Origin of the sequence: Petrimonas sp. (genome assembly GCF_963921705.1) — a bacterium.
GTDB lineage: Bacteria > Bacteroidota > Bacteroidia > Bacteroidales > Dysgonomonadaceae > Petrimonas > Petrimonas sulfuriphila.
This window is the reverse complement of the sequence record NZ_OY997410.1, coordinates 3,169,798-3,184,883: the sequence shown is the minus strand read 5'-3', so window position 1 is coordinate 3,184,883 and position 15,086 is coordinate 3,169,798. Positions and strand designations below refer to the sequence as shown.

Below are 15,086 nucleotides of genomic sequence, written 5' to 3'. Positions count from 1 at the left end.
GAAATTATTAAAGGGTATAGAAACAGATAGTAAATAGTTAATCCAACATCCTCAGGGCATAGGCATAAGCCCCTAAAGCAATGGCTTCGCTGGTCCCTAAGCTACTTACGGTTACGCCTGTCTTTTTACCTGTGTTATGACTCATTTTTTTATCTGAACCGGGAATGGAGACCCAAACGGACTCATCCATCAAAAAGGCTTTCTTTTCCGTATCGCTCATAAGGTTATATACCCTCATCTGGAGACGTGGAAAGACACTACCGCTTAGCATGCTGCGCGTTCCGTTCATTTCATCTACCATTGCCGGCAAAATATATTTGTATGCTTTGGCGATCCCTCCTCCTATTACCACAATACCATCCACAATGTTGAGCGATTCGGCAACGGTGAATCCGGCTACCCTGCCAAGCTCTTCGAAGGTGCCGATAGCTGCGTTCCTGTTACCCTTCCTGTTGCTTTCCGCTATGTCATATATCTCTTTGGGGGTGAGTTCTGCATCATCACCCGACAATTCCCGATATACTCTTTTCACAGCACGAATGCTGACTCCTTCTTCCGATACCAAGCCGTTGTTGTATTTGTTTGCGGAACACCATACATCGCCCCCACAACCGTTGTCGCCCGAAAGCAATACATTGTTTATAACCACCCCGCCGCCAAAGCCTGTTCCTAAGGTAATTCCAAGCAGGTTTTTATATTGCTTGGAGCTTCCGGCCTTTTTCAACTCGGCGTTTATTTCGGGCAACGCTCCAGCGAGGGCTTCACCATAAGCAAAAAGGTTCCCATCGTTGTTGATAAAAACAGGCAACCCGAATTTCTTAATCAAGAAAGGGCCTAATGCCACACCGCCACGAAATGCGGGGAAATTGGGCAAATCACCTATTATCCCGTTTTCGTAATCCGCAGGGCCCGGAAATGCAAAGCTGATGGCAACAGGCAGATCATCCAGCTTTTTTTTTATTGTGCTGAAACCGTTAACAATCGTCTCCAGGCAAACCTCCCGGTTATCGGGATGAGAAGGTAATATAACAGGATCTGTTATCTCCTTATTGCCGCGGATTGCCGTAAAGACAAAGTTGGTGCCGCCGGCATCCAACGTCAAAACTGTTCGTGGATCGTTACTGAACATTTTTCTTCAGGTTAAAGGTGAAAATCAGGATAAGTAAAAGAGAGGCAAAAATGACGGAAAGTGCGGCGGTAAAGCTGATACTGTCATTTATCAGACCCTGGACAAAGGGGATAACAGCACCACCCACAACTCCCATAATCATCAGGGCAGATATCTCGTTTGAGCGTGAGGGAAACCGTTGTAATGCAAAAGAGAAAATAATGGAAAAAACATTGGCACCGGCAAAGCCCAGCATAAAAATCAACACCCTCAAACTCCACACCTCGTGTATGAGCATTAGAGCTAAATAAGATAGTAGCGCCACAAAAAGTGAAACGAGCAGGTACTTCATCGGCTTTATTTTCAACAGAAGGAACGTGCCCAAAAAAGCACCAGTTGTTTTAGCAGCAAAATAGACACTGTTCCCATAACCGGCATTTTCGAGCGTAAGTCCTGCATGTCTCATCAAAAGTTCAGGAATAGAGACATTTAATCCTACATCAAATCCAACGATTAAAAAAATAGATAAAAAACAAAAGAAAATAAATTTATCTTTTAATAATCCCAATGCGCCGCTAAATGTAGCAGGAGTGCTTTTGAACCCAAGCTCCTCTACCTTGGAAAATGCAAGCAAGAATACGGAAATCACGGAGATTGCAGCAAAGACTGCAAACGTTAGCTTCCAATCCCCAAACCGGCTGGCTGTAAATCCCGCAACAATAGGGCCGAAAAAGGAACAAACAGATTTGATGAACTGTCCCAGTGTAAGGATACTGGCTGTCTTCTCCTTGTTGAACATGGCTGCTACAAGCGGATTAAGTGATACTTGCAAAATAGTGTTGCTGATACCCAGCAGAATGAAGGCAATCAGTACCGTGTAAAACGTGTAAAAAAGAAAAGGTATGATCATTGCCACACAGGTTGTTGCAAGCGCAAGCAGCACTGTTTTTTTTCTTCCTGCTTTTCCCATAAGAATTCCGGTGGGAATGGAGAAGATGGCAAACCAGAGGAATACCATCATTGGCAGTGTCCCTGCGATCCCTGACGAAAGATTGAAATCGTTTTTGACATAATTAGTGGCGATACCCACTATGTCTACAAACCCCATGATGAAAAATCCGAAAAAAGCGGCAATGGGTGCAAGGACATTAGATTTCTTTGAGGTGTTCATTGTATTATGCATTAAATCTTACCGATGCTTTGATGGTAATACATTCTTTCCCTTTGGAGTTGCCATAAGGACGGACAGTATACGTTTTTATTCGAGCGGGGACAACAAAGGTCTCGGCATAATGGACAACGAAAGGTTCAAAATCACCGTTTAAGCTCTCCACAATCACCGAATCGCCTTCTACCAGGTTTAGTACGTTTACCGAATCGTTGGTGTAGTGAGTTGCTTTTTCCGTGAATATATGCCTCCTGGTTTCGATAAACTCATTTTTATGTAAGCCTGTTTTCTCTTCGCGTACCGTACCGGTATCGTTCAGAATTTTCACTTTATTCACCAGTTCACGGTAGGTAAATCCGGTATCTCTTCCCCACACGATAACCTTTTTGCCCCGATCTACGTTTATCGGGCGTGGTTTTCCGTCGAGTCCCAACCGTTGCCAGTCCCAGAGCTTAAAAGTAAAAAGATTGGGTGTTGAGCTGATTTCGAGTACCAATGTGTCTTTTCCCGAACAATGTACGGTCCCTCCGGGTATAAGGAAATGATCGTGTTTCTTTACGGGAACTTTATTCACGTATTTATCCACATCAAACACAAAAAAAGGATCTTGCTGAGCTTTATTTAGATCGGTCACCATTTCATCGGGATTTATGTCGTTTCTAAGGCCCAGATACACGTAAGTATCCTCTTTGGTATCCATAATGTAATAACTTTCATCCTGTGTATATGCCAAGCCGAAGTTTTCCCGGGCGTATTCGGTCGTTGGGTGTACCTGCAAACTGAGGTTGCCACCTCCTATGGTATCCAAAAGGTCGAACCGGATAGGAAATTCTTTGCCAAAGCGGGCTTCGACAGGGTCTCCAAGCAACTCCCTGCTTCTCGTATACACCAGGTTAACCGAAGGCATCTCGAATTCAATGTCGTTAATTTTTAACAATAAACTGTTTTCTTCGGGTACACAGTCGAAACACCAACCAAAATTACTCACCGAACGGTCCAGATCACACACTTCTTTCATCCATTGTCCACCCCATGGTGCCGGATCGAAAAAAGGTACTAACCGGAAAGGAGAACTTGCCGCCTTGTCCATTCCCTTGAAGAAAGTCTCTTTGTCAATTAGTTTGGGCAGATCAACTTTGACTGTGTCGAGCCAGAAATCAACGGTGTCATAGATTGTTTTTTTGTGCTTGTCCAGTGCTTTCCAGTCGTTGAAAAGGCCGCGTTTGTATTGAAGAGAAAAAGTTTCCTCTTTATTGTTCACACCCAGGCCGTTCACTTCCTTTCTTCGCATCCGTTGCTGGATCTCCCATCGGGGCATGTCTGCGTAAATGTTGATGTCGCCTGTTGTTACATATTGTGCCCCATATCCGAAGACGATCACAGTACCCGATGCCTGCTCAATACTTTCCCTGGCAAAACGGAGTTTCTCTTCATCGAAATAATCGCTGATGGAAAGGTTGGAATAGAAGCCAAAAAGAATGTCTTCGGTTAAAAACTGCTCGGTCAATGCGTTAATTTCATTTTCGGATTTAAAGATCTCCAATGTGTCGATAAGCCGTGCATTATTGATTTCTTGCAGCTTAGATTTTAATAAGTCATAGTAAACGCCTGTATAGCAGTCGACCGTCAGCAGTTTCGCATGTTCTACCTTCCCGCTCACGAAAGAGGAAATGCTTTTCCACCCTTCAAGTATAAAGCCTTTCCCGATTGTAACAGCAGGACGCTTATCGTAATTGCTTTTTCTTTTCCGGTTCATATTTATAGTATATGTTGGGTTTTTCATCGTATGTATGAACATGCTTCGGGTGCAAAAATAATCAATATCTCTGCTGTTGAATCTTATTTTGTGTTTTTTATGTTTTTTTAATGGATGAGGTCTGGCTTAAAAATTGGAAGAAAAAGATCTGGACTCTCTGACGCTTTCAATCTTATAACTGAATGAATCGGCTCTGTACCAACCGATATTGTATTCTATTGGCAGATCGTTTATGTCGCTTACAAATCTTTTACGGATAAGGATTGGATCTCCGACTTCAATTTCTAATTTTCCAGCAATGAATGGATTGGCACCGGATGCCCGGATTTCTTCTCTTGATGTTTTTACGATAATATTATAATCATTTTCCAATATTTCGTATAATGGCCGGTTAAAGTTCTCCGTACCATCCATTCTGATTTTAGGATTAAATTCCGAATGAAAATAGACAAAAGGGAAATTTTCTTTGCCGCGCAATCTCTCTAAACGCAGGACCTTCACCTGGTTAGTGATTTCAAAAAACTGCCTGGCATTTTCAGTGGGAGCCTGTTTGCTGATGTGTAGTTCGAAGTTTTCAATTTTCACTCCCAATACTTTCATTTCCTGTGAAAAACTCAGCCAGTTGGTAGCTTCGCTGTATAAATTCTTTTCGGCAACTCTTGTCCCTACGCCCTTTTTGCGTATCAACAACCCTTCCGTGACCAAGGTGTTGATGGATTGTCTTAATGTGTTTCTCGATATTTTTAATTGTTCAGACAATTCTACTTCATTGGGCAACATTTTCCCTTCTTTGTACTCTTCTTTTGTTATTAAATTGCGAAGAAGCATTTCTGCTTGTCTGTGCAAAGGAACAGGGCTACTTCGGTCTATCTTCAATTTCATCTTTTTTCTGCAAAGTAAATAAAAAACAAAGAATTCCGAAAAAATACCTGTAGTCGATTTAATATATGTCCATACATGTTGACTGATTTATCCTATAGGCGACGCTTTCGTATTCATGGGAAGCTGAAGCAGGCGCTACTTCAAGGTGCCAGTCTGTGCAACGTCCACCCTTCTTCTGTCCTAAGATAAACAAGTCTGTCGTGCAATCGTCCTGGACGTCCCTGCCAGAATTCGATAGTTGCGGGGAGAAGAATAAATCCTCCCCAATTGGACGGGCGGAAAATTTTACGATTGTTGAATTTTTCTTCGAAAGAGACTTGACGTTGTTCCAACTCTTCACGGTTATTTAATATTTTACTTTGCTGTGAACTCCAGGCACCGATTTGTGCTTCTCGGGGACGCTCGTTAAAATATGTATCGGAGTCATGAACAGGAAGTCTTTCTACCCGTCCTTCAACGCGGACCTGGCGTTCGATGGAATGCCAGTCGAAAACAAGTGCGGCAAATGGATTTTCGAGTAACTCCCTGCCTTTCCGGCTAAGATAATTGGTGAAAAAGACAAACCCGCTTTTATTTATTTCTTTTAATAACACTACCCTGGCGGAAGGTTTTCCATTTGCGGTACATGTTGCAATAGTCATGGCGTTTGGTTCCGGTATTTTCGAGTCGATAGCCGCCTGCAGCCACAACTGAAATTGTTCCATCGGGTTTGCTTTCACCCCCGATTCATTCAATTCTCCGGTTTTATATTCTTCCCTGAAATCAAACAGCTTTTTCATATGCGATCCTTTTTAGATAAAGAAAGCGGACAACCTGTAGCTGTCCATCCTTACGGTGAGTTGCTCTGCAAATATAAGCCATGCAATAGCTATCCGACGGTGAGGTTTAGTTAATAAATACTAACGATTTTTTCTTGTAACCCTATTGAATTCAATAAAACAGAGTAATTTGCTATCTTCGCACAGGATTTAGAAATAATGTTTCGAATGATAAACGTTAAACAGGTACACAAGAGTTTTGGCGATCTTCAGGTGCTCAAGGGGATCGACTTGGAAGTAAATAAAGGGGAAATCGTATCGATTGTGGGCCCCAGCGGCGCGGGCAAAACCACGTTGTTGATGATAATGGGCACACTTGAAAAGGCGAATTCCGGGAAAATCTTAATTGACAACAACGACCTGAGTAAACTCAGCGAGAAAAAACTTGCGGATTTTCGTAACAAGAATATCGGGTTTGTTTTTCAGTTCCATCAACTTCTGCCGGAATTTACGGCTTTGGAAAACGTTATGATACCCGCACTGATCGGTAACATGAAGCAGGGTGCGACGGAGAAAAAAGCAAAAAAACTTTTGGCTATGATGGGGCTGAGTGAACGAATGGAACACAAGCCTGCTGAACTATCCGGAGGAGAAAAGCAGCGTGTGGCAGTTGCCCGCGCACTGATAAACGATCCCGTAGTCGTTTTTGCCGATGAGCCCTCGGGAAGCCTTGATACCGATAATAAAGCCGAACTGCATTCATTGTTTTTTGAACTTCGCAGCCAGCTAAATCAAACGTTTATCATTGTAACACATGACGAACAACTGGCATCCATTACAGATCGAACCATTCATATGATGGATGGGAGAATTGTTGAAAAGATTTCAGATTAAAAATCAAATGGCAAAAAACAAGTATTCTATGAAACTAAAATCGTTTTTTATTATGGTAATGGCAACGACTGGACTGTTACTCTCATGTAACAACGAACAGAAATCGGATACTGATTCAAAGAACCTGGGGGAAGCTATAGGGAGATCAAAAATAAAAGTGGAGAATGGGTTAATAACCCCGGAGGTTTTGTATAGTTTTGGACGTATAGGAAGTGTGGAAGTGTCTCCGGACAAGTCGAAAATACTTTATCAGGTTACCTACGTCGATATTAAACAGAACAAGACCAATCCCGAACTTTTTGTGATGAATACTGATGGGAGCGATAAAAAACAATTAACAGTCACCAATGCCAGAGAGAGCAATCCGCAATGGATCTCGGGGGGGAAGAAGGTCGCGTTCATAAGCAACGAAAGCGGGACATCACAAATATGGATCATGAATCCCGACGGTAGCGGAATGAAAAAGATAACCGATGTGGAGGAAGGAATAACTGGTTTTGTTTTTTCGCCAGACAATAAAAAGGTGCTGTTCATCAAGAACGTAAAAGTGGGGGAGGCCATAAAAGATAAGCATCCCGATTTGCCGGAGGCATCGGGCAGGATCGTGGATAACCTGATGTACAAGCATTGGGACAGTTGGGTGGAAGAAATCCCGCACACGTTTGTGGCTGATTTCAGCGACGATAAAGTATCGAACATTATTGATTTACTCCAGGATGAGCCTTATGAGGCCCCCATGCTGCCTTTTGGCGGGATAGAACAACTGGCCTGGAGCCCCGATGGGAAAACCATCGCATATACCTCCCGTAAAAAAACAGGAAAGGAATACGCCGTTTCCACCAATTCCGATATCTTTTTTTACGATGTGGAAAGCGGAAAAACAACAAACATGACCGAAGGAATGATGGGTTACGATGTGAATCCGCAGTTTTCGCCCGACGGTTCAAAACTTGCCTGGCAAAGCATGGAGCGTGACGGATATGAGGCCGATAAAAACAGGCTGTTTGTGATGGACCTGGCAACGGGTGATAAGACGTATGTGACGGAGAATTTCGACTACAATACCGATGCATTTATCTGGAACACGGATAATAAAACCCTTTATTTGGTGGCTTGCGTTGAAGCCAAAACGCAGCTGTTCTCTGCCGATATCCGGTCGAAACAGATTTCGCCAATAACCAAAGGCAAGCACGACTATGCATCCGTTGCGCTTGGAAACGGAAAGCTTATAGCAAAACGCCATTCCATGTCGCAACCCGACGAGATATACTCCGTTGAACTTACCAACGGGCAAGCCACTGAAATTTCGTTTGAGAACAAACACATCCTGGAGCAGCTGACCATGGGCGAAACGGAAGAGCGCTGGATTGAGACTACTGACGGGAAACAGATGTTGACCTGGGTAGTTTATCCGCCTGACTTCGATTCTACAAAGACTTATCCGGCATTGTTGTATTGTCAGGGCGGTCCTCAAAGCACGGTAAGCCAGTTCTGGTCTTACCGGTGGAACCTGCAAATGATGGCTGCCAACGGATATATTGTGGTAGCGCCCAACCGTCGTGGATTGCCGGGATTCGGACAGGAATGGAACGAACAGATCAGCGGTGATTACGGTGGGCAGAACATGAAAGATTATCTCTCCGCCATCGATGCTCTCGCTCAAGAACCGTATGTTGATGAAACCCGCTTAGGCTGTACCGGGGCAAGTTATGGCGGCTTTTCCGTTTACTGGCTTGCCGGTAATCACGACAAGAGGTTTAAAGCATTCTTGTCGCATGCGGGAATTTTTAATCTGGAAGCGCAATATCTCGAGACCGAAGAGATGTGGTTTGCCAACTGGGATATGGGAGGGCCTTATTGGGATAAATTAAATGCAGTAGCGCAGAAAACATACGCTACGTCCCCTCATCGCTTTGTGGATAAATGGGACACGCCTATTATGATTACACACGGCGAGCTTGATTATCGGATCCTGGCGTCACAAGGAATGATGGCATTCAACGCGGCACAACTTCGGGATATTCCTTCGCGTATGCTGATCTTTCCCGATGAAAATCACTGGATTTCCAAGCCGCAGAACGGAATTTTGTTTCAGCGCGAATTTTTCCGGTGGTTCGATCAATGGTTAAAGCCGGGACAGGGAGCCAATACGTAGTAATCAGTTTCTGTGACGAGTGTAAGAAAAAGTGAAAAAATACGGCAAAATATTTGCAGGTTTTAAAAATATAACTACCTTTGCACTCGCTATCGAAAACGATTTGCAAACGGTGTGGTAGTTCAGTTGGTTAGAATACCTGCCTGTCACGCAGGGGGTCGCGGGTTCGAGTCCCGTCCATACCGCAGAAAAGCCTGTTAATCGATTGATTGACAGGCTTTTGTTTTTTACTGTATTGCATTTGTGTTGCAAATTCGCATTTGTCCCATTCCTTTCCCGCCATTGTGCAACACAGGGAAATATTAGCAGAACAAGTTAATTTAGGAAATTATTTCAGTTCTTCTTGATAATATCGTTCCAAATAACGGCGTGTATAATGCCTCATATCTTTACTAAACATATATAATTCTTCTGATTTACCGAATATTTCCCTATACATTGGATGTCCAAGCATCTCCAATGAGCGTTCGAAGGTTTTAAGAGATTTTTCTTTTTCTGATTTGGATTTTGAAGATTTAAGAACCTTATAAGTTTCAAGCCCAATCTCATATATCCAAGGAAAATCATCCTTGAATAAGCTAATCATCATCAAAAAACTTATGGCTGGATTTTCTTCTTTCATTTCCATATGCATTATTTAATCTAACATCATTGGATGAAATTTCCTTCGCCTCCTTCTTTCGGGGTCATATAATCTATTATCAATTAAAGAAGGTAATGCTTCTATCTTAGTTTTCAACTCTTCCGTTAATTTAGAGGACTGTAATCCTTTATCTATACCAGCAACGGCTAATCGTAAGTCGGAAATTGCTTCAACAATATCAGCCAAAGACCGCTCCTCTGCGTCTCCACTTTCTTTCAAAACCTTTAAGTCTAAGGATACAGATATAGGGTTTTGAACTTCGTTACCTCCTGTTTCAATAGATTCAATAGATTTTACTTGCGATGATATTTCTTCTTTTGCAGCTGCAACGCTATCCAAATCAAGGAGGTCAAATTGTATTACTCTTGTCGCGGCAACATCAAAAGGGATAATATCACCCTTTCTTATTATTTGGACGAGTGGTTTCCTCATTGCATGCCTAATTGCCAATTCATAAAACACATTTGGATTATGTTCAGTTAAATCTGCAATTACAAGCTCTGCATCTACTATGTATTCAATAATTTGGGTTGTAATAATTCCTGGTTCAGAGATTTTATCAGCCCTAATAACTTCATATCCTAATTGCGATACTGGTTCCGTAATGATGTGTTTTAATATTTGATCCGAACGGGTTCTGGTTTCAGAACCTCCCTCTCCAATGGGGGATATCACAAAACATATTTTCTTATCTTCTTTTTTCATCATCGTATATCAGATTATTAGCTTAAATTTTTTCAAACCATTCAGGATTGATAGTTACCTCTTCTATTAATTCAGTTTTAACCCCAAGATTAAATTCCTTCAATTTCTCACACAACAAATCACCATCTATTAAATCTATTGGAGGCGCACCATCTCTTGATGCTTCTTTTAATGCTTCACGTGTAAATTTTCCAGTGGTTATAAACAATCCTTTATCAGCTCTTCCCTGCATTGCTCCTCTAAAATCTCTAATATAACTTGATGCTACTGAATCCTTAAATCTTTTGCATTGAAAGAAAACATGAAAGCTTAGAAATCCATTTAGTCTGACAATGCCTTTACCATCAAGGCCTCCATCTCCGGATTTTCCAGTAACTTCAACCTGAACAAATCCACTTTCTCTTAATATTCTTTGGCAAAGTCTCTCGAATGCTGATGGTTCAATACTTTGAACAACCTTTAAGAGATTTTCTTTCCAATTTAATTCATCAGTTTCGTCTTCAACAACCGTATCTAATTTATCTAAGGGAATAAGTTCTTTTTCATCCCTCTTATCATCAGCCCTTACCTTTTTTACAATCTCATTTGATTTGAAGGAATCTGGATTTATATCATTATTTATCAACACCCAGATTCCTCTTGATGAATTTTCGATCAATCCATACTTCTTAAGATAGGTTCTTGCCCAAGCAAGTCTATAATCAACTTTGCTTTGCATTCCACCCTCTTTATGAGGAATACTTAATGTTTCTTCGTCAAGATTAGCTATCTCATATACTTTCTCATTAATTTCCTCGATAGAACCGGAGCCACCTAATAGTTTCAAGGCTTTCAGCGTCGGAACTAATAGTTTATCATAAGTAGGGACTCTGTCATTTGTTTTCTTCCTTCCCATATTGTTCTAAGAATTTAAATCGCTGCAATTTACGAATAATTTATGGTTTTTAGGGGAAACAGCATAATCCTCATGGGTAATTACTGGTAATTACACAAAAACTGCTTATTTTTGTGAATCCAATTTGGGATTATATGAGTAGGTATCGTAAAATGTATAATGAGAATTTGCTGGGAACATCTGATGTTTCCATCCTAAAATTCTATTATGCCAGTTTTAAGTTGCAATATAACAAGGGAAAAATAACAGACTTAAGCGTTTTTTTAGATGACTGTGCTAAAATTTCCGAAGAAACCAATACGGTGCTAAAGATATCCAGCATCATTCCTTTTTTTAATTTGCTTTTTGGAACAGGTAGAGAACAAAAACATATAGCTGAGATAATAAGAAATAAGCGTGAAGAAGTAGAGAAGCTATTCATGCAGGATGATATATCTGATGAAGCTATAAAATCCATATTATATGGCATATCTCCTCTTACACAAATCAACAACTTAACAAAAGAAGATACGATACAAGTAGTAAAAGATAAAATTCTCAAATGTTATTCTATAAAAGGTCGTAAGCAATTAGGTGACCGTATTTTCGGCTATCTATTAGCTTCGGAACTTATCCCGGCATACACTCCCGAAGATAGATTACTAGCATGGAAAACGCTTATCGGAGAAAAAATAGCTCCGTCCGATACGAAACTACACGCCAATCCCTCATTGAACCGTAGTAACGTAGATAGCAAAACTCTTCTAAAGCATTTGGATACTATCCGGGAATTCTATTCCGAAATCGGGCTTGAGAAAGTGACTCCCATCATCAAAAAGGATATGGAAAACCTATCGGTTAAAGCCTGATATTCTCCCCTTATTTTCTATTTATCCTCCTTATTTTACTCTTGTCATAGCAAGTGGACTTGTCCCATTCTGTGAGAGGTTGTCCTATGTTGTCCCGATAGCGCAAGTTGCTTATTTATAGAGATTTTGTTATATACATTTGTCTTCCGATTAACGTAAATTATTCGAAAGATGAAGAAGAAATTTTATCAATTCTGGAGAAATTCAGAAAATGAGGAAGCTGTTGAGAACAGTATTCCTGAAGAGCAAGTGTCGCCGGTTGATAAGGCGATGAGTAACCTAATCAAGATGAAAGAGGCAACCAAACTTCTGAAAGCCTCTGCGCCTACCGTCCGCAAATATGCCCGACTCGGTCATTATAAAGAATACCGTTTCGGCGAAAAGTTGATTTTCTATAATAAGGAGGAGATTCTAAACTTTATCCTAAACCGATGTAGAACGACAGAAGAATCTTGATTCCGATGAAAAAGAAAACAGATTCTTCCGTCCGCCAATCCAAGAACGAACGGATTGAGGCACACTTTCAGGAGAAGTACGATTTCCGTTTCAATGTGATAAAATCCAAACCGGAGTATCGAATAAAGAACAGCAATTATCCGTTTCAGCCTGTTACCAAGTTTGCCCTCAATTCGTTCAAACGGCGGATTGATACCGAACTGGGCATTTCTACATCGGCAGAGAACATCCGAACCATTCTTGAAAGTGACTTTTCGCCAAAGGTGCATCCAGTAAAAGACTATTTTCGGCAATTACCACGTCTTGAACCTGACAAAAACCAATACATTTCTCAATTAGCGCAGACCGTAACCACCGCCAACCCTGAAAAATGGAATGAATACCTAACCAAATGGTTAATGGGTGTGAGTGCCAATGCGCTAGAAGATGTAGGCTGTCAAAACCATACTTGTTTGGTTTTGACTGGAGAGCAGGGGCGGTTCAAAACAACATGGTTAGACCATCTCTGCCCGCAGTCGTTAAAAAGCTATCTGTTTACCGGAAAGATAGACCCGCAGAATAAAGATGTACTGACAATGATTGCCGAATACCTGTTTATCAATATCGATGACCAGTTGAAAGCCTTGAACAAGCGGGATGAAAACGAATTGAAGAACCTGATAACGACTCCGGCAGTTAAATACCGTCGACCTTATGATGTGTATATCGAAGAATACCCTCATTTAGCCAGCTTTATGGCATCGGTCAACGGTAATGATTTTCTAACCGACCCGACCGGAAGCCGTAGGTTCTTACCGTTCGAGGTTCTCAGCATCGACATCAAGACAGCGGAACAAATCAATATGGATAATGTATTCTCTGAAGTGATGTGGCTACTGGATAACGGCTATCGTTATTGGTTTGTCGAGGAAGAGATCGCGGAACTGCACAGGCTCAGCCAACAATTCCATGTACAGACGGCCGAATATGAAATGCTATTGAAAGGATTCGAGAAGCCGGAAGCTGATGAAGAATGTTATATGACGACTTCTGAGGTATTAAGCTACTTACAGGCATATACTTTGGTCAAGATGTCCGAAAAGCGAATGGGGGAAGCCTTGCGTAAAGCGGAATTTGACCGACTATCCAAACGATTGACGAAAGGAGCTAATCCGATTCAATGCTACCGGATAAAGAAAATCATGCCGAATCCATTCTACGACCGTGATATATAGAAATACAGATATGGCTTATTCTTCTTACTACCTTACTACAATCCTATATATTCCAATGAAAGAAAAGGGATTAAGACGTAGTAAGAAGCAAAATCCGCATCTTACTCTCATCCTACTACCTTACTACAAAGTAGTAGTTACTACAGAAAAGAATCATACTACATAAATATAATTGATTATCAGCGTGATAAACAGATTGACTTATGTAGTAAGTAAAACAGCTAAAAAATAAGAAAATGAAAAATTCAAATTATATCAGTATAAAACAATACCTTGATAATAAAGGAATCCATCCCGTAAAAGACCGGGGATATTATGGAATGTATATCTCTCCTTTGAGGGATGACAATAACCCGAGTTTCAAAGTCGATTACGACAAAGATTTATGGTACGACTTCGGAGCGGATGAGGGCGGTTCAATAGTTGACCTTGTGATGAAATTAGAGAATTGTTCGCTGGCAGAAGCATTCCGGCAGTTGGAAAACTCTTTTTCCTTTCATCGGAATAACATTCCGGAGGTTTCTTCGAAACCGACAAACCGAGAATCGGCACTAACCATTACCGATATACAACCGCTCAATCATTCCGCTTTACTTGATTACCTGAAAGAGCGTGGTATAGATACCGATATTGCAAAGCACCATTGTTCGGAAGTCCATTATTCCATTGCGGACAAACCTTATTTTGCTGTTGGCTTTCGGAACGATGCCGGAGGCTGGGAGCTCCGGAACAGATATTTCAAAGGAAGTACCACCCCGAAGAATATCACGATTATAAACAACGGTAGCAATTCGGTTATGGTATTCGAGGGTTTTATGGATTTTCTCTCTTATCTCTCATTAAAACAGAATGTTTCGCCAAAAATCGATTCGGCGATATTAAACTCAATCGCCAATCTTCCGAAAGCGATTCCGTTTCTTCAAACCCACCAAACAATACACGCCTTCTTTGATAACGATGAAGCCGGAAAGCGGGCTGTTCAGAGTTTAAGCCCGGTAGGTAAAGAAGTAATCGACCAGTCTGTTTTCTATCGAAACCATAAAGACCTGAACGATTACTGGCGGGATAAGTCCAAGCCGAAAAAAGAGGTCGGAGAGAACAATGCCGTCTCCTCATTTAAACGGCAGATTCCAATGAGAAAGAAAGGGCGCGGGTTGTAGTGCTACCCTATGCGCGAAGTGCATTGCAAGACGTCAGTTTGTTACCACAAACTGCGCTTGCCGCCTGAACCGCTTTCGCTGGCGGGGGAACTGCAATCGCTTCGCTCTCGACAGTTTTTAATTCATATAATCAGATAAAAATGAAAAATAGCTATATAAAATTTCGTTGTACTAAATCAGAAAAAGAGAGAATCGAGGGCATGGCTAAAAGGTCGGGGGTAAGCCTTTCCGAGTATTGTCGGAAGCAATGCCTGACCGGTCGGATACTTGCCAGCCCGAAGCTAAGCCCGACAGAAATAGCATACTTCCGGGAACTGAAAGAACATAATAATGCCATTTCCCGGCTCTCCAACCTGATACGAAACAAAGACCCGCAATTAGTCGTTGCCATTGCGGAGTATCTGGAACAATCCCGGCAATTGTATAACCGATTCTTCTAAGCGT

Annotated in this window: 15 protein-coding genes and 1 tRNA gene; 8 read left to right on the top strand and 8 right to left on the bottom strand. The window is 41.5% G+C overall.

Annotated elements, in window-relative coordinates; genetic code table 11:
- Positions 1-37 precede the first annotated feature (37 nt).
- The 5 genes from AACM02_RS13320 to pdxH all read right to left on the bottom strand — a co-directional run bounded on the left by AACM02_RS13320 (position 38) and on the right by pdxH (position 5,693).
- Positions 38-1,129 carry an ROK family protein gene (locus AACM02_RS13320; RefSeq protein ID WP_339117237.1) on the bottom strand — a complete coding sequence of 364 codons (1,092 nt, stop codon included), beginning with the start codon at positions 1,127-1,129 and terminating at the stop codon, positions 38-40.
- On the bottom strand, positions 1,119-2,279 hold the full coding sequence (locus tag AACM02_RS13315) for a sugar MFS transporter (protein ID WP_286849296.1): 1,161 nt from the start codon (positions 2,277-2,279) through the stop codon (positions 1,119-1,121). The genes AACM02_RS13320 and AACM02_RS13315 overlap by 11 nt, the downstream gene beginning before the upstream one ends.
- A 4-nt stretch (positions 2,280-2,283) precedes the next feature.
- On the bottom strand, positions 2,284-4,032 hold the full coding sequence (locus tag AACM02_RS13310) for a class I mannose-6-phosphate isomerase (protein WP_339117236.1): 1,749 nt from the start codon (positions 4,030-4,032) through the stop codon (positions 2,284-2,286).
- 126 nt (positions 4,033-4,158) lie between these two features.
- Positions 4,159-4,908, bottom strand: coding sequence for a GntR family transcriptional regulator (locus AACM02_RS13305; RefSeq protein ID WP_339117463.1), 750 nt, complete (start codon positions 4,906-4,908; stop codon positions 4,159-4,161).
- Between the two features lie 146 nt (positions 4,909-5,054).
- Positions 5,055-5,693 carry a pyridoxamine 5'-phosphate oxidase gene (gene pdxH, locus AACM02_RS13300; protein ID WP_339117235.1) on the bottom strand — a complete coding sequence of 213 codons (639 nt, stop codon included), beginning with the start codon at positions 5,691-5,693 and terminating at the stop codon, positions 5,055-5,057.
- Positions 5,694-5,900: 207 nt separating this feature from the next.
- Here pdxH and AACM02_RS13295 point away from each other — a divergent pair, with 207 nt between their 5' ends.
- The 3 genes from AACM02_RS13295 to AACM02_RS13285 all read left to right on the top strand — a co-directional run bounded on the left by AACM02_RS13295 (position 5,901) and on the right by AACM02_RS13285 (position 8,906).
- On the top strand, positions 5,901-6,566 hold the full coding sequence (locus tag AACM02_RS13295; protein ID WP_339117234.1) for an ABC transporter ATP-binding protein: 666 nt from the start codon (positions 5,901-5,903) through the stop codon (positions 6,564-6,566).
- Between the two features lie 28 nt (positions 6,567-6,594).
- Positions 6,595-8,721, top strand: coding sequence for a S9 family peptidase (locus tag AACM02_RS13290; protein ID WP_339117233.1), 2,127 nt, complete (start codon positions 6,595-6,597; stop codon positions 8,719-8,721).
- Between the two features lie 111 nt (positions 8,722-8,832).
- Positions 8,833-8,906 (top strand) — tRNA-Asp (locus AACM02_RS13285).
- A 143-nt stretch (positions 8,907-9,049) separates the two neighbouring features.
- On the opposite strand, the gene AACM02_RS13280 is transcribed toward AACM02_RS13285, so the two are convergent.
- From AACM02_RS13280 to AACM02_RS13270, 3 genes are read right to left on the bottom strand one after another with little or no spacing between them, the layout of a single operon-like run.
- Positions 9,050-9,343: a hypothetical protein gene (locus tag AACM02_RS13280; protein WP_339117232.1), complete on the bottom strand. Its 294-nt coding sequence runs from the start codon at positions 9,341-9,343 to the stop codon at positions 9,050-9,052.
- A 15-nt stretch (positions 9,344-9,358) separates the two neighbouring features.
- Complete coding sequence (locus AACM02_RS13275; protein ID WP_051290744.1) at positions 9,359-10,072, bottom strand: hypothetical protein; 714 nt, start codon at positions 10,070-10,072, stop codon at positions 9,359-9,361.
- A gap of 19 nt (positions 10,073-10,091) precedes the next feature.
- Positions 10,092-10,964 (bottom strand): restriction endonuclease, encoded by an 873-nt coding sequence (locus AACM02_RS13270; RefSeq protein ID WP_026626723.1) that lies wholly within the window; start codon positions 10,962-10,964, stop codon positions 10,092-10,094.
- Positions 10,965-11,077: 113 nt separating this feature from the next.
- Here AACM02_RS13270 and AACM02_RS13265 point away from each other — a divergent pair, with 113 nt between their 5' ends.
- The 5 genes from AACM02_RS13265 to AACM02_RS13245 all read left to right on the top strand — a co-directional run bounded on the left by AACM02_RS13265 (position 11,078) and on the right by AACM02_RS13245 (position 15,082).
- Positions 11,078-11,812: a hypothetical protein gene (locus AACM02_RS13265; protein ID WP_157279419.1), complete on the top strand. Its 735-nt coding sequence runs from the start codon at positions 11,078-11,080 to the stop codon at positions 11,810-11,812.
- A gap of 171 nt (positions 11,813-11,983) precedes the next feature.
- Positions 11,984-12,268 carry a DNA-binding protein gene (locus AACM02_RS13260; protein WP_026626721.1) on the top strand — a complete coding sequence of 95 codons (285 nt, stop codon included), beginning with the start codon at positions 11,984-11,986 and terminating at the stop codon, positions 12,266-12,268.
- 5 nt (positions 12,269-12,273) lie between these two features.
- Complete coding sequence (locus AACM02_RS13255; protein ID WP_339117231.1) at positions 12,274-13,482, top strand: VapE domain-containing protein; 1,209 nt, start codon at positions 12,274-12,276, stop codon at positions 13,480-13,482.
- A gap of 236 nt (positions 13,483-13,718) precedes the next feature.
- The gene (locus AACM02_RS13250; protein ID WP_026626719.1) at positions 13,719-14,642 is read left to right on the top strand and encodes a toprim domain-containing protein; all 924 of its coding nucleotides are present in this window, start codon (positions 13,719-13,721) and stop codon (positions 14,640-14,642) included.
- A gap of 200 nt (positions 14,643-14,842) precedes the next feature.
- Positions 14,843-15,082: a plasmid mobilization protein gene (locus tag AACM02_RS13245; RefSeq protein WP_339117230.1), complete on the top strand. Its 240-nt coding sequence runs from the start codon at positions 14,843-14,845 to the stop codon at positions 15,080-15,082.
- The last annotated feature ends 4 nt before the right edge of the window (positions 15,083-15,086 follow it).